This window comes from Saccharothrix mutabilis subsp. mutabilis, assembly GCF_039521145.1.
In the GTDB taxonomy this organism is placed as follows: domain Bacteria; phylum Actinomycetota; class Actinomycetes; order Mycobacteriales; family Pseudonocardiaceae; genus Actinosynnema; species Actinosynnema mutabilis.
In genome coordinates, this window is sequence record NZ_BAAABU010000013.1 from 18,693 (window position 1) to 41,204 (window position 22,512).

Consider the following 22,512-nt stretch of genomic DNA (forward strand, 5'->3'; position numbering starts at 1 on the left):
GCTTGCGTCAACTGACGTGAAGCAGGACCGCGAGCCGGGGGGACTCGCGGTCCGCACGCCTTCGCCACTTGGGGGAACCATGGCCGCATCGTCGGCGCGCTCCACCGACCGACCGTTACCGCGCCGGACCAGGCTGCTCGCCATCGCGCTGGCCGTGGTCCTCACCGCCGGCGCCGCCGAGACCACGACAACGCCGGCCGTGGCCGCGCCCGACCCCGCGCCGGCCGCCGGTCCCGTCGTGCAGTCCCGCCCGGACGTCGTGTCGGCCGCGGTCAGCGCGCGGGCGCAGGGGTCCAAGGTCGAAGTCGAGTCGCTGCGCACCGGGTCGTCCACGACCTGGGCCAACCCCGACGGGACGATGACCACCGACGAGCACTCGGGCGCGGTGCGGTTCCGCACGTCCGAGGGCCGGTGGAAGGACGTGGACCTGACCTGGCGGCGCGACCGCGACGGCACCGTGGCGCCCGGCGGACACCCGTTGCGGGTGAAGCTGGGCAAGGACCACGCCAAGGCGGGCGGCCTGCTGGTCGCCGCCGCGGCGCAGGACGGCGCGCGCGAGGTCCGCTGGGACGCGCCCTGGCCGCTGCCCAAGCCCGAGCTGGACGGCACGAAAGCCCGCTACGCCGACGTGGAACCGGGCGTGGACTTCCTCGTGCACACCCGCCGGTCCGGGTTCGAGTACGACTTCGTCGTCAAGAACCGGCCCACGGCCGCGCCGGTGTGGCGAATCCCGTTGCGGATCAAGGGTTTGACCGTGCGGCAGGAACCCGACGGCGCGATCGCGTTCCTGGACGACAAGGGCGAGGTCCACTCCTCGATCCCGGTCGCGTACATGTGGGACGCCGAGATCGACCAGCGCAGCGGCGAACCGGTCAACCGCGCGAGGGTGGACCTGCGCGTCGAGGGCGAGCACCTGGTGGTCGCGCCCGACCCGGCGTGGGTGCTGGACGCCAAGCGGTCCTTCCCGATCACGGTGGACCCGACCTACGCGGTGGCCAACGCGTTCCCGAACTTCGACACCTGGGCGCAATCGGACTACACCAGCGACCAGTCGACCTCGCCGGAGTTGAAGCTGGGCACCTACAACGGCGGCGCGGTGAAGGCGCGGTCGTTCCTCAACGTCCCGGTGGCCCCGTTCAAGGGCAAGCAGATCCTCGGCGCGACCCTGTCGCTGTTCGAAACCTGGTCCTACTCGTGCACGCCGTCCACGATGATCGTCCGCAGCGCGCAGCTCGCCTCCACGGCCACGCGCTGGACCTCCCAGCCCACGATCGGCTCCCAGTACGGCTCGACCAACGTCGCCAAGGGCCACGACAGCGGCTGCCCGGCGGGCCGGATGTCGGTGCCGATCACCCCGCTGGTGCAGGCCTGGTCGAATGCGACCTACACCGTCGGCGGCATGGTGCTGATGGCCGGCAACGAGTCCGACTCCAACTCCTGGAAGAGGTTCCACTCCAGCGAGGGCTCCGCCGACCCGTACATCTCCTACACCTACAACCGCCCGCCGACGGTCCCCGCGAAACCCATGATCGTCAACGCGGTCTCCTACGCCGCGCCCGGCGCCTCCACCTACCTCTACACCGCCAACCGCCGCACCTGGGTGTCGTCCAAGGGCACCGACGCCGACGGCAACAACGTGCGCTACGAGTTCGAGTTCCACACCTCCACCGCCGGCACCGCGGCCACGCTGAAGGCCACCTGCACCAGCTCGTCCTACCCCTCGGGCACCACGGCCGGCTGCCAACCCAACGCCGACCTGCCCGACAACACCGCCATCGTCGTCCGAGCCCGCACCACCGACGGCTTCCTCAAGTCCGGCTGGTCGCCCTGGGCCCTGGTGCGCATCGCCGCCACCACCCCGGCCGTGCCCACCGTGTCCTGCCCGTACCCCAACGGCTCCTGGACCGACACCCCGCCGACCACCGACGTGACCTGCACGATCACCGCCACCGGCACCGGCTGGAGCGCCCCGGGCTACGTCCGGGTCAACGTCGACACCAAGCCCTACCCGACCAACTTCACCGGCGGCCCACCCGGCCACCTCAAGATCACCCCGACCAGCATGGGCGGCGACGGCAAGGTCACCGTCACCCTCCCCCGCACCCCGGGCCAGCACTCCATCGCCGTGCGCGCCGAAACCCCGTCCGGCCTGCTGTCCGGCCTGGGCGGCTACTCCTTCGGCTACGGCGGCGCGAACATGACCAGCCCGTCCACCGCTCCGCGCACGACGACCACCGACGGAGTCCGCATCACCGCCTCCGGCCCACCCAAGGGCACCTCCGGCAGCGTCACCGCCACGCTCAAGTGGCGACTGTCCGGCTACGGCGGCAGCAGTGAGACCACCGGCTGGAACACAGCGACCAACGCCCCTCTGACCGTCACCGACAACGGTGCCGCCGGCGTCGCGGTGTCCGGCACCTGGAGCACCCGAGCCGAAACCCAGGACGCTCAACTCGACTCCGACCCCGGCACCGCCGGACTCCAGCCCACACCACTGGACGAGCGCCTGCCCGCCCTGCTGGACGTGCAGGTGTGCCTGGTCTACTCGGCCTCGACGCAGTGCACGTGGTCGCAGTCGAGGACCACGGTGCTGCGCGTGCCGCACGCGTTCGGCAACGGCTTCCCGACCGCCGAGGCGGGGCCGGGCGAGATGGCGTTGTGGACCGGCGAGTTCCACACCGAGGCCACCGACGTCGAGGTCGCCGGTTACACCGGGACGTTGACGGTCGCTCGGTCGCACTCGACATTCGCGGGCCCCACCGACGCGGTCAACGGGATCTTCGGGCCGGGCTGGACCGCGGCGGTCGACGGAGCCGGTGTCGGGGCCGCAGACCTGCGGGTCGTGGACAACACCCGCGTCGACGGGACCCTGGCACTGGTGGACGGCAAGGACACCACGCAGTTGTTCCAAGCCCCGGACGGCACGCGGCGGACCACGGCCACGTTGCAGAACGGCGCCTGGGTGCCCGCCGACGAGGAGACCAGCGCCGGGCGCGGGCGGTTGACCGTCACCGGCAGCGGCGCGTCGACCACGATCGCCTACACCGAGGACGACGGAACCACCACCACCTTCACCACCACCCCCGCCACCGCGCCGACGTCCGCCGCGGCGGGCAGGTTCCGCGCCTCGACCGTGGCGCAGGCCGGAGTCGCCTCCACGGCGGTCCACCTGTACGACGCGACCAACGGCCGCGTCGTGCGGATCATCGCCCCGGCCGCCCCCGGAGTGACGTGCGTTGACGGTGCGGGCGCGTACACCGGCGCCGTCGGCTGCCGATCGCTGCGCATGGAATACGGGACGTCCGGGTCGGCCAACGGAAGGCTCGTCGCCGTGTGGCTGGAGACGTTCCACCCGGACAAGGCCGGTGGCGCGGGCATGGACTCCACCAAGGTGGCTTCCTACTCCTACGACCCGAGCGGCAGGCTCTCCGAAGCCACCGACCCCCGCAACGGCCTGGCCACCGCCTACGGCTACGACTCGGCGAACCGGATCACCTCCGTCAAACCGGCGGGACAGGTGCCCTACCGGTTGACCTACACGGCCGCACCGAACGTGAAGCTGGCCTCGGTGCAGCGTGACCGCCCGGCGGGCGACCCGACCGGCGGCACCGCGACGCTGGCCTCGTTCGTCTACGGCGTGCCGACCACCGGGCCCGGCCTGCCCGACCTGTCGGCGGGCTCGGTGCAGCGGTGGGGACAGGCCTCGGCCCCGACCACCGGGTTCGCCGTCTTCGGGCCCGGGCACCCGGTGACCTCGACCTCGCCGGCCGACATCGGCAGCGGAGACTGGGAGCACGCCGAACTGCACTACACCGACGGCCAGGGTTACGCGGTCAACACCGCTCAGCACGGCGCCGGCGCCTGGCAGTTCACCGCCACCGACTACGACCCCCGCGGCAACGTCGTCCGGGAGCTGGACGAGCGTGCGCTGCGGGTGGTCGTCGACGGGCGACTCCCGGCGGGAGCGGCGACCGACCACCTGGCCACGATCACCGTCTACAACGCCGACATCCTCGACGGGGCGAGGGTGCTCACCCCGGCGGGCACGATGGTCACCGAGACGTTCGGCCCCGCGCGTTGGGCCGCCCTGCGCTCGGGCGAGATCGAGTGGCTGCGCGTCCACACCAAGGCCGACTACGACCAGAACGCGCCCAACGGGGGCATCAACGCCGCCACCGGCATGCCCTACCGGCTGCGGACCAGCGAGACGTCCTGGGTCCACGACCCGGGTACCGGCACCGACGTCGAGGTCTTGGCCCGCTCCTTCACCGGCTACGCGCCGACGGTGGCCGGCGATCCGGACGGGTGGGCGCTCGGCCTGCCCAGCACGAGCACCACCGACGTCGATCGCGACGGCGCCGTGTCCGCGGGTGACATCGTCAAGACCACCCGTTACGACGCCGAGGGCCGCGTGGTCGAGACCCGCCAACCCGCCTCGGACGGACACGACGCGGGCACGGTCCGCACCGTCCACTACACCACCGAGGCCAACGCCGCGGTCCCCGAGTGCGGTGCCAAACCGCAGTGGGCGGGCCTGGTCTGCCGGAGCCAACCGGCGGCGGCCCCGACCTCGGGACCCTCGCTGCCCTCGGTCTCGACCACCGGCTACGACTACCTGCTCGCCCCGACCACCGTGGTCGAGACCTCCGGCCCGGTGACCCGTACGACCACGACGTCCTACCGCCCCGACGGCAGGCCGCAGTCGGTGTCCACCGCCGTGACCGGACTGTCCGGCTCCACGCCGGTCACCCGGAAGGAGATCGCCTACGACCCGTCCACCGGCGAGGTCACGACCGTCACCGCTCGCGATGCCGACGGCTCCACCGCCGCGACGACCAGGACCACCCAGGACGGGTGGGGTCGCCAGACCACCTACCAGCCCTCCGGCGACGCGCCCACCACCACGACCTACGACGCCGCGGGCGGGATCGCGACCGTCACCGACCCCACCGGAACCACCACCCGGTACAGCTACGACGGCACCGACGCGAACGGTCAGGCCGAGCGTCGGGGGCTGCCCACCAAGGTCGACGTCACCCGGAACGGCACCACCCGCTCCGCCGCGGCGGCCTACGACCCCGACGGCAGCCTCGTCAAGCACGCGCTGCCCGGGGGGATCACCCGGCACATCGACCTCGACCACACCGGAGAAGCGGTCGGGCTGCGCTACACCGGCCAGATCACCACGCGGGGCGACGACGGCTCGACCACCGTCGTGCCCGACGGCGGTTGGCTGACCTGGTCACTGGACAGCGACCTGGCAGGTCGCGTGGTCCGGGAGTGGACCCCCGACGGCGCCGCCTTCACCGGCCCGCCCGCGGCCGACGACCCGCAACCGGACGACCCCGGCGACGTCGGCGACGCGGTCCCCTACCACCGCGCGTTCGACTACGACGGAGCCGGACGTCTCGTCCAGGTCCGCGACAGAACCGCGGCGGGCACCGGGGGCGACGTCACCGATCCCGCGCAGGCACCCCCGTGCCAGACCCGCACCTACACCTTCGACCGCAACCACAACCGCACCGGCCGCACGATCACACCGGCCGCCGACGACGGGTCCTGCGCCACCACCGGCGGCACCACCACGACCCGGCGGTTCGACACCGCCGACCGGCCGGCCACCGGCGCCGACGGCAGCGGGGCCTACACCTACGACCCGCTCGGCCGAACACTGGCGCTGCCCGCGGCCGACGCGCCGACCCCGCGGTCGGGCGACATCTCCCTGTCCTACTACGACAACGACCTGGCGAGGTCCATCAGCCAAGGCGGCGTGACCACGACCTTCACCCTCGACGCCGCCGACCGCCGGTCGAGCGAAACCGTCACCGACGCCGGTTCCACCACCAGGACCGTCCACCACTACACCGACCGCGGCGACAGTCCTTCGTGGACATCCACGGGCACTTCGACCCGGCACCACCTCAAACTGCTCGGCGACCACCTCAACCTCACCATCGACCAGGACGACCAAGCCGACGTCGTGATCGTCAACGCGCACGGCGACATCGTCAGCACCGTCGACCTCCCCGCCGGCGCGACCCCGGCCACCGCCTTGAGCGGCTGGAGCAACTTCGACGAGTACGGCAACCCGCGGTCGTCGACCACCGCCGACACGGCAAGCCCGCGGTACGGGTGGCTGGGCGCGGCTCAGCGCGCCGCGTCCCCGACCGGGCTGGTGATGATGGGCGTTCGCGTCTACAACCCGGTGACCGGGTCGTTCGGCTCGGTCGACCCGGTGGCCGGCGGCAACGCGAACGCCTACACCTACCCCACCGACCCGGTCAACCAGTTCGACCTGGACGGTCAAAAGCTCAAGGAGGAACGCGGCGGGGGTTGCGGCTGCGGCGTCAGCCCCCGCTCGGCGCTGCGCAAGGTGAACAAGGCGCTCAAAAAGGCCAAGAATTCGCTGCGCAAAGCACCCAAGAAACTCCGGAAGTCGCTCATGCGGAAGTTGCGCCAAGCCCAGAAGGCCAAGAACAGGGCATCGCGCAGCGCGGTCCGCGGCAAGGTCAGCGGGGACTGCGTCGAAGCCCTGATCACCTTGGCCGCGGCGGTCCTCGCCATCGTCCTCATCCCGCTCGGCGGACACCCCGTCCTGATGTGGATCATTGCCGGAGGCGTCGCGTGGGCCATCTGGAAAGCGGTCAACCAGGTCGACGAAGAATGCCGCCGCCACTACAACAACAGGCTATGAGCCGAATCACGCCCGGCTGAAAGCCTCCGGCCGCACCCCGGTGGAGCCGGTGGTCGGCGGGAGCGACATCCAACGGCAGCGCGCCGGAGCGGGGAGCTCGTGCGAGCGGGCTCCCCGCTCCGGCGGGAAATCTCGACCACCTCGACCTGTCGCCGACCAGGAGTCCTTCGCCCGGCAGCAGGTCGAGGCGCTACCGGCGGAAGTGCCTGGCCGCAGTGGACATCGGGTGATGACGTAGAGTTCGGGCACCCGGATGTTCAACAGCGCAGCATCCCCGCGAACACCACAGTCAGGTGACGGGAGAGCGCGTTGACGGAGTCGGTGCTGACCTTGGCCCACGACCTGGTCGAGATGTCGCGGCTGGTCGAGGACGATGACGTGGAAGCGATCACCGAGCGGTTCCTGGACCGGCTGGTCCGCACGGTGCCGGACTGCGACCACGCCATGATCACCGTGGAGACTCCCGACGGGCCGGCCGAGACCATCGCCGCCAAGCGGGGACCGCGCGCGACCGACCTGACCGTGGACCTGACCGGCGACAACCCGATCGGCGAGGCGCTGCGGTTCGGCGAACCCCGGCGCATCGGCGACGTCGAGGCCGAGACCCGCTGGACCGCGTTCACCGGGGCGCTGTCCGTACACGAACTGCGATCGTGCCTGGTGCTGCCCGTGCCGACCAAGCACTCGCCCCCGGCGGTGCTCACGCTCGCTTCCCGCACACCGCACCACTTCGACGGTCACGCCTACGACATCGTCCTGCTGCTGACCCTGCACGCCGGCGTCGCGTTCGACAACGTCCGCGTCTACCACGACAGCCGCACCCTGGTCGACAACCTCACCACCGCCCTGCAGAGCCGCCACACCATCGGCCAGGCCCAGGGCGTGCTCATGCACCGGTTCGGCATCGACGCCGAAACCGGTTTCGCAGTGCTCAAGCGAGCCTCCCAACACGCCAACGTCAAGCTCCGCGACCTGGCTCGCACCCTCGTCACCGCCCAGGAGGACGGCGAGCTGACCGAGGCGCTGGCCAAGCACGGCATCACCGGCCCCAACACCTGACGGCCCACGCCACGTCGCCCGCCGGCCCGTGGTCCGGCGGCCCGTGGTCCGGCGGCCCGTGGTCCGGCGGATCGTCACCCGTACGGATCGTCACCCGTCACGGGTGGACGCCGGTGCGAGGTCGCGTTCGGCCGCCCACCGCTCCACGACCTCGGGCGTCCCCCACACCCGTCCCCGGGGCGCGGTGACCGAGCCCACCCGGCCCTCGGTCGCCAGCCGGTGCAGCGCCTCCACCACCACCGGCAACTGGATCTGCAGGCGGGCGGCGATCCGGAACGCGGCCACCGGGCTGCCCGCCGCCGACGCCTCGACCAGCGCCCAGTGCACCTGCCCGCGCGCGGACCACAACGGCTCGTCGTCCAACCTGCGCCGCTCCCGCGGGTCGAGGTGCCTGGGGCACGCCGGGGCGAACCGGCCCAACGGCACCGAGTACCGGACCGGCGCCAGGCAAGGCTCACCCGTCCGCGTCGGACGCCCACAGCGGGGTCGATCCGCGTACGCGACACCACCCGCCCCGGCCGACCACCCGCTCGTGACGCCGTCCGCCACGCCCGTGCCCACCACGCCCGTGCCCACCACGCCCGTGCCCACCGCGTGCAGATGCCCGTCAACCACGTTCCAGCCCACCTCCGCACCGAGGGCCCAAGCGCGCCCCGGGTCTCGTATCGATCCCGTCACCCGACGTACCCACTGGACCGCCACCCGGTTCGACACCACGCCGACACCACCCGAACGAGGGGTTCGCCGCACAACACAGCGCCGACGACGGCACGTTCACCCGCCCCTCTACGCTGGTACGGCCATCCGGCTGCACGGAACGTGGAAGGGTCCAGGGTGACGGCGACGACCAGCGACATCGACAAGGCGGCCATCGACAAGGCGGCCGGCGTGCTGCGCGCCGGGGGCTTGGTGGCGGTCCCCACCGAGACCGTGTACGGGCTGGGCGCCAACGCCGAGGACCCCGCCGCCGTCGCCCGCGTCTTCCAGGCCAAGGGCCGACCGCCCACCCACCCCCTGATCCTGCACATCAGCGGCGCGGAGCACCTGGGCGACTGGGTCGCCGAGGTCCCGGCGACCGCGCGGCTGCTGGCCGAGCGCTTCTGGCCGGGGCCGCTCACCCTGGTCCTGCGGCGCGGCCACCGGGTGCCCCTCGCGGCGACCGGCGGGCTGGAGACGGTGGCCGTGCGCGTGCCCGACCACCCCGTCGCGCTGGCCCTGCTGTCCGCCTTCGGCGGCGCGGTCGCGGCCCCGTCGGCCAACCGGTTCGGCTCGGTCAGCCCGACCACGGCCGACCACGTCCGCTCCGAACTCGGCGACGCCGTCGACTTCGTGCTCGACGGCGGCCCCTGCGAGGTCGGCGTCGAGTCCACCATCGTCGACGCCACGGGCGAGACCCCGAGCATCCTGCGGCCCGGCGGCGTGACGCGCGAAGAGCTGGAGGACGTGCTGGGCCGCCCGGTCGCGGACGGCTCGGGCAGCCGGGTCCGCGTCCCCGGCCAGCACCCCTCGCACTACGCGCCGCGCGCCGAGGTCGTCCTGGTCGAGCCCGACCGGGTCCTCGCCGAAGCGCGGCGCGCCCGGGAGGAGGGGCGCCGGGTGGGGGTCTTCCTCCCGCCCGCCCTCGCCGACGCCCCGGTGGAGGCGCACGCCGTGGTGCCGGTCCCCGCCTCCACGACCGCCTACGCGCGCGGCCTGTACGGCTACCTGCGCGAACTCGACCTGCGGGGGTGCGACCTCATCATCGCCTCCCTGCCGGCGGAGCGGGGACTGGGCCTCGCGATCGCCAACCGGCTCCGCCGCGCCGCGGGGCCGCGCTGACCGCCGCCCCGCGCGCGAACGGCCCGGGTCAGGACGCGGAGAGCGCGCTGACGTCCAGTCCGCGTGCCGCGACCACGTCCGCGCGGCCGTCGGCCAGCCGGTAGCACAGGCCCACGACGGCCGTCCGGCCCGCGTCGACCCGGTCGGCGAGCACGCGGGAACGGTCCAGCAACAGGTCGATCGTGTGCCGGACGTGCTCGGCGAGGATGTCGTCGGCCTCCACCCGACCCGCCGCCCGCGCCGCGAGCACGCTGGGCGTCACCCGCTCCACGACGTCCCGGACGAACCCCGACGGCGTCGTCCCGCCGTCGACCGCGGCGCACGCCGCCGCCACCGCGCCGCACGAGTCGTGGCCGAGCACGACCACCAGCGGGCACCCCAGCACCTCCACCCCGAACTCGACGCTGCCCAGCACCTCGGAGCCGACCACGTGACCCGCCGTGCGCACCACGAACAGGTCACCCAGACCCCGGTCGAAGATGATCTCCGCGGCCAACCGGGAGTCCGAACAGCCGAACAGCGCCGCGAACGGGCGCTGACCCGGCGCGGTCTCCGCGCGCCGCGCCGCGTCCTGGTTCGGGTGCTCCGGCGACCCGGCGACGAAGCGCCGGTTCCCGGCGAGCAGCAGGTCAAAGGCTTCGGCGGGGCTGAGGGCCTGCGTCTCAAGCATGACCGCAGCCTAGTTCAGACCCCCGGCACGCGTCGCCTGGTCGTCGGTGTGCCGCATCCGACACTGACACCCGGTTTGCGGCGCGCCGGGAAGCCCGCGGCTGTGATCCAGCAAGATCGGCTACGCCCCCGCGGCCGGGGCCGGCGGCCGGTCAGGGCGTGGCGGTGAAGAAGATCGAGTGCCAGCCGCTGGCGCCGTCGGGGATCGGTTCGGCGCGTTCGTCGGTCTGGGTGTAGCCCGTGCGGTCGGTGGCGCGCACGTCGAGGGTGTGCGACCCGGCGGACAGGTCGAACTCGGCCCGCCACATGCGCCACGTGTCGACGTTGACCTCGGTGCTGAGCGTGGCCGGCTGCCACGGGCCGCCGTCGAGGCGGACCTCGACCTTGTCGATGCCCCTGTGCTGCGCCCAGGCCACGCCCGCGGCGACGAACCTGCCGGCGGGGACCTGCTCGAAACCCTTCGGGCGGTCGATGCGGGACATGGTCTTGATCGGGGCCTTCCGCGCCCAGTCGCGCTTGACCCAGTAGGCGTCGAACTCGGCGAACGTGGTCAGCTCGGCGTCGACCAGCCACTTGGTCGCCGACACGAACCCGTACAGGCCCGGCACCACCATGCGCACCGGGAACCCGTGCTCGGCCGGCAGCGGCTCGCCGTTCATGCCGATCGCCAGCAAGGCGTCGCTGTCCGGCTTCATGATGTCGGCGACCGGGGTCCCGCAGGTCCAGCCGTCCACGCTGCGGGTCGCGAGCTGGTCGGCACCGGGCCGGACGCCCGCCTCGGCCAGGATGTCGCGCAGCGACACCCCGATGAAGTTGGTGGTGGAGATGTACGGGCCGCCGACCTCGTTGGACACGCAGCACAGGCTGATCGTCTTCTCCACCAGCTCCCGGCCCAGCAGGTCGTCGTAGGTGAGCACCAGTTCGCGGTCCACCATGCCGTGGACGCGCAGCCGCCAGTCCTGCGCGAGCAGCTTGGGCACCGACAGCGCCGTGTCCACCCGGTAGAACTCGGAGTTGGGGGTGATGAAGGTCGGTGTTCCGTCGCGCGCGAAGTCCGCGCCCGCCGGGATGGGCGGCGCGGTCACGTCCGGGGTGAGCCGGATCGACCGGCGGGACGCCTCCACGTCGACCCGGCCGCCGATGAGGTGCCCGCCGGCCGCCGCCACCCCCGCGCCCGCCACGACCACACCGGAGGTGATCAGGAACCGCCGCCGCCCCAGACCGGGGACCACCCACTCCACCGACCGCGTGTCGTCCACCGCGGCCTTCCGCGGCACGCGTCGGGGCGCGATCCGGTGCAACCACAGGAACACGCCGAGGCCCACGACCAGGCTCGCCAACGGGGCCAACACGGCGACCGCGTCCAGGGTGGGGCGGGCGAGCACGGCCACGACGCCGACCAGGCCGAGCACCGCGGCCAGGACCGTGCCCGGCGCCGGGGTGCGCCGGGACAACGCTCCGGCGACGACCGCCGCGCCCGCGATCACCACCGCCATGCCCGCCAGGAGCACGACCTTGTCGTTCTCGCCGAAGGCGCGGATCGCGAAGTCCTTGAGCGGGTGGGGCGTCAGGTCGATCGCCGTGTTGCCCACCGCCAGGAACGGCGAGGCGAACGGGTCGATCAGCGCCGCCACCAGGTGGCCCGCCGCCAACGCGGCGGCCACCGCGATCAGCCCGACCGCCGCCGCTGCCCACAGGGGCAGCCGCGGCGCCCGGGGATCGGTCCTCTGCCTGCGGGTGGATGCGTTCACACCTGGTGTTCGGAGCCGGCCGCGCCGCGGATTGCTCAGACCATCGGCAGCACGACGACCGCCGGCGTGGTGGGCCGGGCCGACCCGCCGCGCGGCTCCACGGTGAGGCCGACCGCTTCCGGACCGGTGAACCCGTTCGCCAGCAGCGGAAGCGGCCGACCACCCGAGCCGGACAGCAGTCCCGCCGGGCGCGGCCCGTCGGCGCCGATCAGCCACAGCTGGTAGGCCCGGTCCTCGGGCAGCTCGGCCAGGCCGTGCGCCAGGAACACCACCTGTCCCCGGGTCCGGGACGCCACGGCGGTGCCGCTGCCGCCGCCGGTCACCTCGCCGCGCACCAGCTTGGCGTCCGGGGCGGCCAGCACCTCCGCGAACCGGCCGGACTCCGCCTCCACCTGGCGCAGGGCCTGGAGTTGCCGCTCCAGCCGGTCGTTGGCAGCCGCGGTGTGCACGCCCAGCGCCACCACCACCGCGACCGCCGCCGCGGTGGTGATCGCCGTCGCCCGCCGCCACCGCCCGCCCCGGCCACCGGCCGCGCGGGGCGGGTCGGGCGGGACCTGCCGCGTGTGCGCGACGGCCGTGAGCACCCGGTCCTTCAACCCGGCGGGCGGCGTCACCTCCGCCCCACCGGCCAGCAGCGCGGTGGTCTCGCGCAGTTCGGCGACCTCCTGCGCACAGCCGGAGCAGCCCGCCAGGTGCTCCTCGAACACCCGCCGCTCCGCGTCGGTGACGGCGTCGAGCACGTACGCTCCGATGAGCGTGTGCGCCTCGATGCGCGTGATGTCGTCGATCACCGGGTCACCCCCAGGCAGTCGCGCAGCCGGATCAGCCCGTCGCGCATCCTCGTCTTGACCGTGCCCAGCGGGAGGCCCAGCAGCGAGGCGGTCTCCGGGTAGGTGTGGCCCTGGAAGTAGCTCAACAGGATGGACTCCCGCTGCACCTCGGTCAGCGTCGACAGGCACCGCCGCACCTGCCGGCGCTCGATCCGCGTGGCCACCTGCTCGCTCACCGCGTCGAAGGGCGTCTCCACGTCCCGCCGGGCCGCCACGTCCTCGCGCCGCGTCGCGGCCCGCGCCGACCGCACCCGGTCCACCGCCCGGTGGTGCGCCATCGTCATCACCCACGCCGTCCCGCTCCCCCGCCCGGGGTCGAACCGACCCGCCGTGCGCCACACCTCCAGCAACACCTCCTGCGCGACCTCCTCCGCCTGGGCGTGGTCGCGCACCACCCGCCACACCAGGCTGAACACCCGGCCCGCAACCACGTCGTAGAGCCGCTCGAACGCCTTCTCGTCGCCGCGCGCCACCAGGCACAACAGCTCCTCGACCGACCGCTCGGCCCCGACGTCGGGCACGGCCTGGAGCTTGCGCTCACGGGTCGCCATCGCGTCACCTTCCCGTCGACACTCTCGACAGGTGTTCGCGGCAACCCGCGCACCGGATCGTGCGAGTGCCGTATCAACCCGATCGGGCGGTTGCGACTCCCCCACCGCCGGCAGGGCGGGCTCCCGCGCCGGCCGGCGGTGGACCGGTCCGTGGTCGGCCGGACGACCAGCAGCAGCACCGCGCCGGCGAAGTGCCCCGGCCACGCGCGGTCCGTCGATTGTCCGGCGGCGTCCCCACCCAGGGCCGACGGTGGGTGGCGGGCCGTCAGGCGGTGGTGTCGGCGCCCTTGACGTAGGTCGGGTGGAGGTGGACCGGTTCGGGTGCGCGCTTGGCGCGGACGCGCAGGTTGAGGAACTCCACGAAGATCGAGAACGCGATGGGGCCGTAGACGTAGCCCTTGGGGATGTGCTGGTCGAACCCCTCGGCGATGAGGCTGCCGCCGATCAGCAGCAGGAAGGACAGGGCCAGCATCTTCACCGTCGGGTGGCGGTTGACGAAGTCGCTGATCCTGCCCGCGGAGACGAGCATGACGACCATCGCGACGACGACCGCGGCGACCATGACGCCCAGCTCGTCCACCATGCCGACGGCCGTGATCACCGAGTCGAGCGAGAACACCACGTCCAGCACGAGGATCTGCGCGATGACCGACGCGAACGACGCCGCCTTGCGCGTGGCGGCGTGCTCGGCGCCTTCGAGCTGCTCATGGATCTCGTACGTCGCCTTGACGAGCAGGAACAGGCCGCCCAGCAGCAGGATCAGGTCCCGGCCGGAGATCTCCTGGCCGAACACGGCGAACAGCGGCGCGGTCAACCCGATCACCCACGACAGCGACGCCAGCAGCAGGAGCCTGGTGATCAGCGCGAGGGACAGGCCGACCAGCCGGGCGCGGCGCTGCCGCTCGGCGGGCAGGCGTCCGGCGAGGATCGAGATGAACACGATGTTGTCGATGCCGAGGACGACCTCCAGCAGCAACAGGGTGGCGAACGCGATCCACAGCTCCGGGCTGAGCATCCACTCCACGCTCGGGTCCTCCGTCCACACGCGACGACACGGCAGGCCGCCTGCGGACGATAGCCGAGACGTTCCCGCCCCGGAGGACGATCCGCAAGCCACACCACTGTTCACCCGATCGTGCGACAGCGGGCAGTGCCACTCCCACGTTCCTTTGTGGACGCTCCGGGCACCCGCCCGCAGCCGCGGACCAAGGCCGCTACCGGCCGTGTCCGCCCCGCCGCCCGGTAGACCGCCGGTGCGGTGAAAGACCCCGGGGACGGTGGACTTCGCGGTCACCGGGGTGGTGTCGGCTGATCCTGCAAGGGGCGGCCCGAGCCGGGCGGCGATCCACTCCACCGCGCCCCAGCGGAGAACGGAGACGACCATGCCGGTCAATCGGAGGTTCATCCTGCGCACGGGTGCGGCCACCGCGGCCACACTGGCCCTGGGGTGCGCGCACCCGCCGGGGATCGCCGCCACGGCTCCCGCGCGGGGCGTGGACGAGTCCGCGTGGCGGGAGCTGCTCCAGGCGCTGAGCCCGGCGGCCCGGTTGTCGCGCCCCGGCGCCCAGGACTACCAGGAGCGCGCCGCGGCCGACAACCAGCGCTACGCCTCCGTTCTCCCGGCGGCGGTGCTGGCCTGCGCGAGCGAACCGGACGTGCGGGCCGCCCTGCGGTGGTGCGCCAAGCACGCGATGCCCTTCGCAGCGCGTTCCGGCGGCCACAACTACGCCGGCCACTCGACCACCACCGGTCTGGTGATCAGCCTGCGGCCGATGAACCGGGTGCTCCCGCACGGCCACCGCCTGCACCTGGGCGGCGGCGCGACGAACTCCGACGTCTACGCCGCTCGCGACGCGGGCCTGTACTTCCCGGGCGGGCGCTGCGGCGGTGTCGGCGTGGCCGGTCTGACGCTGGGCGGCGGACTGGGCTTCAACGACCGCAAGTGGGGCCTGACCTGCGACCGGCTCGTGGAGACCCGCGTCGTGCTGGCCGACGGGACCCTGGTGCGCGCCGCCGACGACGAGAACGCCGACCTGTTCTGGGCGTGCCGGGGCGGGGCCGGCGGCAACTTCGGCGTCAACACCGCGTTCGTCTTCGACGCCGTCCCGGTGAACTCCTTGCGCGCCACCGTGTTCTCCCTCTCCTTCGGCCTCGGCGCGAGCTTGCGGGTCGTGGACGAGTTGCAGCACGTGCTCGACGCGGACCACACCCACGACTTCGACGTCCGGATCGGGTTCAAACACGCGGGCGACGGCACCACGAGCCTGACGCTGCTCGGCCAACGCCTCGGCCCCGAAGACGCCCTGCGCCGCCTGTTCGGACCGCTGTTGCGGCTCGACCCGAGCACGGTGTTCATCGAGGAGCGCGGCTTCTGGGCGGCGCAGGACCACCTGATGGACACCCCGGGCCCGAAGACCTGCTACGCCTCCAAGTCCCTGGTCCCCGACCAGTGGCTGCGCCCCGACACGGTGGCCGCCCTCGCCGAGTGGACCCGCACCTGGCACCCCGGACCGGCGCGCGCGACCGGCTACGTGACCCTGTTCGCGATGGGCGGCGCGAGCGCGCAGCCCCGGCCGGATGAGACCGCCTACCCCCACCGCTCGGGTCGCTACGTCATCGACGTCGGCACCCACTGGGCGCCCGGCACGCCGGCCGAGCAGGTGAACGCCCTGCTCGCGCAGATCCGTGCCATGCACCACACCCTGCGTCGGCACCTGGTCACCGACGCCGCCTACGTCAACTTCCCCGACCCCGACCTCGACGGCTGGGAACACGCCTACTACGGCGCGAACCACCAGCGCCTGACCCGCGTCAAACGCCGCTACGACCCCACCGGCCTGTTCCGCTACCCGCAGGCCATCGGCAAGCCGTGACACCGGGCCGCATCACCCACCGGTGGTCGGACGCGGGCCCCTGACGGCCGTCACTGGTGCGGGATGGGTACGCCCGCGGCACGCAGCTCGGCCTCCACGAGCGCGTTGAGCCGTGTCCACGCCGTCGACTCCCCGTCTTCGAGGTGGTGGTTGATCAGCCCGTACCGGGTGGCGGCGTCCGGGCCGGGCCGGTAACCGGTCGGCGTCGCCAGCAGTTCGCGGTGGGCCAGCAGGTTGTCGGCCAGCGCGGACGCCAGCTCCTCGATCCGGGGGTCGTCCGGGTCCCAGGACCGCGCCTCCCAGCCGCGTTTGGTCAGGTCGGCGAACTCGGGATCGTCCAGCCGGTGTTCCAGTTGGGCCAGGAAGATGTCGAACAACTCCGGTGCCAGCGCCTTGGCCAGCACGAGGGCTTCCCGTTGGCCGGCCACGTAGTCGTCGCTGAAACCGAGGTCGGACAGCCGGTCCAGGATCGCCAGGGCGCGGTCGGGCAGCAGGAGCCGGTCGCCGTCGGCGAGTTGCCGCAGGGTGTCGCGCCGGGCGACCAGCTGCGCGATCCGTTCGGTGAGGCGCCGTTCGACGTCGGTGAGCGCGGCGGCGAACCGCTCGGCGTCGGCGTCGAGCAGCGGCCCGACCTCGGCCAGCGGCACCCCGGCGGCGGCCAGGGTGCGGACCTGGACCAGCCGCAGCAGGTCGGCCGACCCGTACCGCCGGTAGCCGGAGCTGTCACGGGGTGGTTCGGCGAGCAACCCGTGCCGGTGGTAGTGCCGCACGGTCTTCACCGTGACACCGGCGAACGCCGCCGCCTTGCCGATCGTGACGCCGCCGATCGTGCCGCCGCTGGTCGTGACGCCGCCGGTCGTACCCGTCGAGGGAGCCATGCGACGAGTGTGCGGCCTGACCTGAGGTCAAGGTCAACCCGCGGCCCGCTCGCCGCAGAACACCGCCTTGAGGAGCTTGTCCAACGCCTGCGGGAACTTCGTGGCCAGGTCCACCTCGGTGTCCACGCCGGTGATCGAGGCGGTCAGGGTCCTGCGGCCGTCGGCCGTGCTATACATCAGCGCCCCGTAGCCGATGGTGTTGCCGTTGTGGAAGTAGAGCGTGCCGCCGCACGGGACCGAGTTCTCCACGCGCACCCCCAGACCGAAGCCGCTCTTGTCGTGTGGCGTGCGCATCTCGGCCAGCAGCGGAGCCGGCAGGAGCTTGCCGCTCATCAGCGCGGAGAAGAACGTGTGGAGGTCCCGGGTGGTCGAGATCATGTCACCGGCGCCGAACACCAGGGACGGGTTCTGGCGGGTGACATCGACCGTCTTCCACTGGCCGGCGTCCGGGTAGCGGTAGTAAGCGTGGGCGTGCGGCCCGCGGATCCCTGTCCGGGTGCCCGGCACCTCGGTGCCCGACAACCCCAACGGCCGTGGCTCCCGATCGGACCCGACCGGCTCCAGGATCCGCCGCCGCATCTCCTCGGCGTAGGAGTGGCCGGTGACCTCCTCGATCAGCAGCGCGGCCAGCACGTAGTTGGTGTTGGAGTAGTTCCAGTCCCGCCCCGGCGGGAACAGCGGCTCCCGGGACAACGCGAACCGCACCAGCTCGTCGGGCTGGTAGGTGCGGAAACGGTTGTCCACCCACTCCTGGCCCGTCGAGGGCAGCCCCGGCATGACCTTTCCGCCGTAGTAGTCGCCGGTGTGGTTGAACAGCCCGCTGGTGTGCTGCAACAACATCCGCACCGTGATACCCGGGTCCAGCTCGAACCGGGGCAGGTAGCCGGCCACCGGGGCGTCGAGCGCGATCCTGCCCTCGGCCACCAGTTGCAGCACCACGGTCGCGACGAAGGTCTTGGTGTTGCTGCCGATCCGGAACCGCCCGTTGGTCGGCGGCGGCGCAGGCTCGCCCAACTCGCGCAGGCCGGCGCCGCCCACCCACTCGCCCCGCTCGTCGTGCACCCGCAACTGCATCCCGGTGAACCCGATGTCGATGAACCTTTGCATGGCCTCCTGCAACGCCGGACGGTCCTGCCCGGCAGCGGCGGCAGTCCCCGGCGCGGACCCTCCGGCCAGCAGCGTGACCACCAGCGCGGTGACCGCCACGCGCCGGAAGACCCGCGCCCTCTTCCCGAACCCGCCGACCGGCGCAGCGAGCCGAGCCGTGGAACCAGTGCTGTTGTGCCTCATGCGGCCAGGCTCCGGCCTGACCTCGGGGCGGGGTCAACCCCTTCCGCCACACGACCGGACGCCCCGCCCGCACCACCGGCGCGTGCACGGCCCTCACCTCATTGACAACCCGCGCGCCCTCCTCCGGCTCTCCGCCCCCGGTCGGGCCGGCCTCAGGCCAGGTCGATCCGGACCGGGACCGATGCGGCGAGCGTGTGGCCGACCGGCGAGCTGCGGACGACCCGTTCGTGCAGCGCTTCCAGGTCCGCGCGAGGGGCGGGCGAGGTGATGCGGACCTTCGCCGTGATCGAGTCGAACCCCGCGTGCCCCTCGGCCAACCCGAGGAAGACCCGCAGGTCGATGTCGCCCTTGAGGTCCACGGTCAGGTCGGTGAGCGGGATGCCGGACACCGCGGCGTTGGCCGCGTACCCGACCGCCAGGCAGTTGCCCAGCGCGGACAGCAGCTGCTCGACCGGGTTGGCGGCGGTGTCCCCACCACCCAGCGCGGCCGGCTCGTCGGACGGCGTGGGCGCGAAACCCCGCACCCTCGCCTCCGACCGGAACCCGCCGCGCCACGTCACGTGGGCCGCCCACGTCGTGCGCGCGTTGGCCTCGTCCGCGCGGACGGCCTCCACCAGACCGCCCACCGCCTCGACGTCCACGTCGTTGAGCCGCACGTCCACCGTCATCGGAACACTCCCTCACTCACCGTGGTCAGTGCACGCAGTCTGGGGTCGCCACCGAGGACGGGCCAGGGTGAACCACCTTGTGGGAGACGGTGAACGTCGGGAATAGCCGGGCGGGGTCCACGATGCGGACAGTGACCGTCTCACGGCGCGGACCCCGGGGCGACCCTTCTGGTCCCCCGGCGGCCCACCAACGTTGACGCTGGTCGGGGCGGTCCATAGCGGCTCGGTTTGGCGGGTAGCGGCCGGCCGGTGATTTCACGGGGAACACGGGCCGGTCGGTGTGCCACGCTGGCGCACGGGAGAGGGGACGGGGTGGCCTCGATCGGGGAAGTGGCTCAGAGCGTGTCCCAGGCGTGCGACAAGGCGTCGCAGTGCCGGGACGCGCTGGGACAGGCCCAGGACTTTGCCGAAGAGGCGCACGACCTGTTGGCGGCACACCTGCGTGGGGCCGTCGGACTGGAGTCGGACACCGAACGAATGCCGGCCAACTTCCACGAAGTGATCCACGGGGTGAAGGACCTGTGGAAGATCCTCGGGACAGGCATGGACCGAGCACAGGCCGCCCTGACCGCGTTGACCGGCCAGACGGCACCGGCACCCGCTCCGATCGTCCAGCGACCCGCACAACCGCCGCAACAGCCACCCCCGGCCCACCAGGCCCCACCCGGCCAGCCGCCCGTAGTCCCGCCGGACCGGGTCGAGGGCCTACGTGATGAACTTCCCCCGCCGATAACGCCGGGGGAACGCGGCCGGAAAACGCATGGTCGCTGGATCACACCCAACGGCGACGCGGAACCGGTCGTCAGTGGCAAAGACGACGACTCCGACGCCGCCGACGCCATGTTGAAGAACATGGGAATGCGTGCGGCATCGGCCAAGACGGCAGACGTGGAGATCAAGCTTGCAGCGCGCATGGTGCGGGAAGGTGTCCAGCACGCCACCGTGGTGATCAACAACATGCCGTGTGTGGGCCGGTTCGGCTGTGACACGCTCGTGCCGATCCTGCTCCCACCGGGGTCTACGCTCACCGTGCACGGCGTGAACGCCCAAGGTGAGCGGTTCCGCAAGCGATACACAGGAGGGGCACGCCCGTGGTGGCGCTAGAAGCGTGGTTCGACAGGGACGCGACCGAACCGACCATCGTGGACACCCCCGCCGAGCTGGACGCTGTGTTGGACACCGTCGCCGGGTGGCCGGGGCCCAACACCGTTCAACTCCTGATCGCGGACGATCCCGGCCGCGCCATTCTGGATGTGGGATTGGATGCCGAATACGGGCGCGGAGTCCTCTACTACTCCGGCCCCGACGCGCCCGACGGCGTCACCAGCAAAGGGCCGGACGTGGCCGACCCGCTGCCCATCTACTACTTCACCGGTTCGGACACCGAATACCCGGCGGATGCGGAACTCCCGTTGAACGTGGTTCGACGGGCCGCGCACGAGTACATGACCAGTGGGGGCGCGAGGCCAACCGGCGTCGAGTGGCAACCGCGTTGATCGTCGCTCACGGCCGGGCCCCGATGGGGGCAGCGGGCCGGCCGGTACGTCACCGGGTTGACGTACGCGCGTGACCGGTACGTCAACGGGTCGGCCCGGCGAATACGGATCCCTGGATGACGAAAGCGGCCGGGGTTGGGATCACCTCCCTCCCCCGGCCGCTACCCCGTCCCAGCGAGCCGCTAGGCGGTCGTGGCGCTACTGTCCCCTCCCGTGGTGACCATCGCGAAGGAAGCCGCGCGGCGGGGGCCTGCCCCGGCAAGGGCCTGCGCCGCGTCCAACTCGACCGGGTCGGTCAGGGTCCTGTTGTCCTCGTAGGTCACCGTGTCCGGGACGGCGTCGCTGCCCACCGGGTCGGCGTCCCACACGTTGCCCCGGTAGACCACGTTGTCCAGGGGCGGGCTGACGTGCAGGACGGCGGTGTTGTCGGCGCGGCGCACCACGTTGTCCGCCACCGTCACCCAGGACGCGCCGTAATCGGTGTAGAGCGCGAAGTTGTACGGGGTGCGGGTGTCGGTGACGACGTTGCCGCGCACCTGCGCCCCGTCGTCGTGCGAGGTGCCCTGCGGGCCCGAGAGGTAGATCCCGCCGCCGTCCGCGAGCACGCCCATCGACCGCGTCACGTGGTTGCGCAGGATGCGCGTCCCGCGCGCCGGGCCGGCCACGATGCCGCAGTGCGGCACGTCGTCCACCAGGTTGTGCGCCACCGTGCAGGCCTCCGTGCCCAGCAACGAGATGCCGGGCGAACCCGAGTGGTCCAGGCCGACGCGGCGGACGACGTTGTCCTCGACCACCGCCCCGCGCGTGCCGGTCAGGGTGAGCGCGCCGGCGGCGAGATTGTCGAAGTCGCACCCGCGCACCACCACGTCCGCGCCGCCGGTGACGCCGAGCGCCGTCGCTCCCAGACGGGTGAAACGGCAGTCCTCGAACCCGACACCCGTGGCGTCGACGACGGTCACGCACGCCGGCACGGTCTCCGGCTCCCCCGTCACCGTCAGCCACGACTGGCCCTCCACCACCACGACCGTGTCGATCCGCCCGCCGTCGTGGTAGCCGCTGCCGTGGTAGTGCAGAAAACCCCGGTCGCTCACGGGACGCAGCCACGTCGTGTCGGCGAAGACCAGGCCGCGGAAGGACAGTCCCGACGCGCCGGTCACGCTCACCAGCGTCTCCGACTCCGGTGCGACCACCCGCGTCGTGGCGGGGTCCTCACCGGGGCGGGGCAGGTAGTGCAGGACGTGGTGGCCGGGGCGGGACCGGTCCAGGGCGAACGTCCCCGGCTCGCGCAGGAACGACGGGTCGTTCTCCACCCGCGTGGGCAGGCCCGGCCCCGAGGAGGTGTGGCCGTCCCAGGTGGAGTTGTACAGCTCCCGCGCCCAGCCGAACGCGGGCTGCTTCATCCTGATCACCCCGCCCTCGACCGACTCGACCGCGCACCGCGCCTCGGTCCACGGGTAGACGCCCCGGTGGACGAACTCCACACCCGTCCGCCACTCCAACGCCACATCCGTGACGTAACCATCTTCGTTTTCACTCACATTGCCGGGGATACCGTCGATCCCGGCCCGCTCCACCCGCCGACCGTCCACAGTGAGGTGCCGGGTGTCCAGCGCGCCGACGTCGGCCACCCACACCCCGCCGGAACCGTGCCGCCACCCGGTGATCTCCCGTCCGCCGCCGACCACCACCTCTTCCTGCGCAGAGGTGCCGTAACCGTATGCCTGATACGTTCCGGAGTCCTCGGCGGTGAACACCCACGGCCCGGCGTAAGTCCCTGCTCTCAAGTGGACCACCACCTCGCCCGCCACCTCCCGGGCCGCCCGCCGCGCCCGGTCCACCGTCGCGAACGGGTGCTCCTCGGTGCCGGCGGCGGAGTCGTCGCCCGTCGGCGAGACGTACAGCGCATGTGTGTATGCCATAAACGCATTTATACTA

The 22,512-nt window shown here is 72.5% G+C and carries 16 protein-coding genes; 6 read left to right on the plus strand and 10 right to left on the minus strand.

Annotation, left to right across the window (positions count from 1 at the left end; genetic code table 11):
* Positions 1–79 precede the first annotated feature (79 nt).
* Entirely contained in the window at positions 80–6,694 is a 6,615-nt protein-coding gene (locus ABD126_RS24920; RefSeq protein WP_343936322.1) for a DNRLRE domain-containing protein, read from the plus strand.
* A 309-nt stretch (positions 6,695–7,003) separates the two neighbouring features.
* Entirely contained in the window at positions 7,004–7,753 is a 750-nt protein-coding gene (locus tag ABD126_RS24925; RefSeq protein ID WP_343936323.1) for a GAF and ANTAR domain-containing protein, read from the plus strand.
* 90 nt (positions 7,754–7,843) lie between these two features.
* Here the strand turns inward: ABD126_RS24925 and ABD126_RS24930 are convergent, their stop codons facing one another.
* Positions 7,844–8,368 carry a hypothetical protein gene (locus tag ABD126_RS24930; protein WP_343936324.1) on the minus strand — a complete coding sequence of 175 codons (525 nt, stop codon included), beginning with the start codon at positions 8,366–8,368 and terminating at the stop codon, positions 7,844–7,846.
* A gap of 219 nt (positions 8,369–8,587) precedes the next feature.
* Between ABD126_RS24930 and ABD126_RS24935 the strand changes: the two genes are divergently transcribed.
* Complete coding sequence (locus ABD126_RS24935; RefSeq protein ID WP_343936325.1) at positions 8,588–9,571, plus strand: L-threonylcarbamoyladenylate synthase; 984 nt, start codon at positions 8,588–8,590, stop codon at positions 9,569–9,571.
* A 28-nt stretch (positions 9,572–9,599) separates the two neighbouring features.
* Here the strand turns inward: ABD126_RS24935 and ABD126_RS24940 are convergent, their stop codons facing one another.
* The 5 genes from ABD126_RS24940 to ABD126_RS24960 form a co-directional block, all read right to left on the minus strand.
* Positions 9,600–10,241 carry a carbonic anhydrase gene (locus ABD126_RS24940; RefSeq protein WP_343936326.1) on the minus strand — a complete coding sequence of 214 codons (642 nt, stop codon included), beginning with the start codon at positions 10,239–10,241 and terminating at the stop codon, positions 9,600–9,602.
* Positions 10,242–10,392: 151 nt separating this feature from the next.
* Entirely contained in the window at positions 10,393–11,991 is a 1,599-nt protein-coding gene (locus ABD126_RS24945; protein ID WP_343936327.1) for a molybdopterin-dependent oxidoreductase, read from the minus strand.
* Between the two features lie 35 nt (positions 11,992–12,026).
* Positions 12,027–12,782 (minus strand): anti-sigma factor, encoded by a 756-nt coding sequence (locus ABD126_RS24950; protein WP_343936328.1) that lies wholly within the window; start codon positions 12,780–12,782, stop codon positions 12,027–12,029.
* Positions 12,779–13,372, minus strand: a complete 594-nt coding sequence (sigK, locus tag ABD126_RS24955; protein ID WP_343936329.1) for an ECF RNA polymerase sigma factor SigK — start codon at positions 13,370–13,372, stop codon at positions 12,779–12,781. The genes ABD126_RS24950 and sigK overlap by 4 nt, the downstream gene beginning before the upstream one ends.
* Before the next feature lie 265 nt (positions 13,373–13,637).
* Complete coding sequence (locus ABD126_RS24960; RefSeq protein ID WP_343936330.1) at positions 13,638–14,417, minus strand: TerC family protein; 780 nt, start codon at positions 14,415–14,417, stop codon at positions 13,638–13,640.
* 337 nt (positions 14,418–14,754) lie between these two features.
* Here ABD126_RS24960 and ABD126_RS24965 point away from each other — a divergent pair, with 337 nt between their 5' ends.
* On the plus strand, positions 14,755–16,245 hold the full coding sequence (locus tag ABD126_RS24965; RefSeq protein ID WP_343936331.1) for an FAD-binding oxidoreductase: 1,491 nt from the start codon (positions 14,755–14,757) through the stop codon (positions 16,243–16,245).
* A gap of 50 nt (positions 16,246–16,295) precedes the next feature.
* On the opposite strand, the gene ABD126_RS24970 is transcribed toward ABD126_RS24965, so the two are convergent.
* From ABD126_RS24970 to ABD126_RS24980, 3 genes are all read right to left on the minus strand, one after another.
* Positions 16,296–17,123, minus strand: a complete 828-nt coding sequence (locus ABD126_RS24970) for a MerR family transcriptional regulator (protein ID WP_343936333.1) — start codon at positions 17,121–17,123, stop codon at positions 16,296–16,298.
* Between the two features lie 33 nt (positions 17,124–17,156).
* The gene (locus tag ABD126_RS24975; protein ID WP_343936334.1) at positions 17,157–18,413 is read right to left on the minus strand and encodes a serine hydrolase domain-containing protein; all 1,257 of its coding nucleotides are present in this window, start codon (positions 18,411–18,413) and stop codon (positions 17,157–17,159) included.
* A gap of 152 nt (positions 18,414–18,565) precedes the next feature.
* On the minus strand, positions 18,566–19,081 hold the full coding sequence (locus ABD126_RS24980) for an OsmC family protein (protein ID WP_343936335.1): 516 nt from the start codon (positions 19,079–19,081) through the stop codon (positions 18,566–18,568).
* Between the two features lie 312 nt (positions 19,082–19,393).
* Between ABD126_RS24980 and ABD126_RS24985 the strand changes: the two genes are divergently transcribed.
* Together ABD126_RS24985 and ABD126_RS24990 are read left to right on the plus strand one after the other, a co-directional pair.
* Entirely contained in the window at positions 19,394–20,185 is a 792-nt protein-coding gene (locus ABD126_RS24985; RefSeq protein WP_343936336.1) for a DddA-like double-stranded DNA deaminase toxin, read from the plus strand.
* The gene (locus ABD126_RS24990; protein ID WP_343936337.1) at positions 20,173–20,577 is read left to right on the plus strand and encodes an Imm1 family immunity protein; all 405 of its coding nucleotides are present in this window, start codon (positions 20,173–20,175) and stop codon (positions 20,575–20,577) included. The genes ABD126_RS24985 and ABD126_RS24990 overlap by 13 nt, the downstream gene beginning before the upstream one ends.
* 182 nt (positions 20,578–20,759) lie before the next feature.
* Here ABD126_RS24990 and ABD126_RS24995 read toward each other — a convergent pair whose 3' ends face one another.
* Positions 20,760–22,496: a right-handed parallel beta-helix repeat-containing protein gene (locus ABD126_RS24995; RefSeq protein ID WP_343936338.1), complete on the minus strand. Its 1,737-nt coding sequence runs from the start codon at positions 22,494–22,496 to the stop codon at positions 20,760–20,762.
* Between the last annotated feature and the right edge of the window lie 16 nt (positions 22,497–22,512).

Bases quoted from the DNA above. Each gene is read 5' to 3' on its own strand.
- ABD126_RS24920 (WP_343936322.1), top strand. From the start codon at position 80: ATGGCCGCATCGTCGGCGCGCTCCACCGACCGACCGTTACCGCGCCGG.
- ABD126_RS24940 (WP_343936326.1), bottom strand. From the start codon at position 10,241: ATGCTTGAGACGCAGGCCCTCAGCCCCGCCGAAGCCTTTGACCTGCTG.
- sigK (WP_343936329.1), bottom strand. From the start codon at position 13,372: ATGGCGACCCGTGAGCGCAAGCTCCAGGCCGTGCCCGACGTCGGGGCC.
- ABD126_RS24965 (WP_343936331.1), top strand. From the start codon at position 14,755: ATGCCGGTCAATCGGAGGTTCATCCTGCGCACGGGTGCGGCCACCGCG.
- ABD126_RS24970 (WP_343936333.1), bottom strand. From the start codon at position 17,123: ATGGCTCCCTCGACGGGTACGACCGGCGGCGTCACGACCAGCGGCGGC.
- ABD126_RS24975 (WP_343936334.1), bottom strand. From the start codon at position 18,413: ATGAGGCACAACAGCACTGGTTCCACGGCTCGGCTCGCTGCGCCGGTC.
- ABD126_RS24980 (WP_343936335.1), bottom strand. From the start codon at position 19,081: ATGACGGTGGACGTGCGGCTCAACGACGTGGACGTCGAGGCGGTGGGC.
- ABD126_RS24995 (WP_343936338.1), bottom strand. From the start codon at position 22,496: ATGGCATACACACATGCGCTGTACGTCTCGCCGACGGGCGACGACTCC.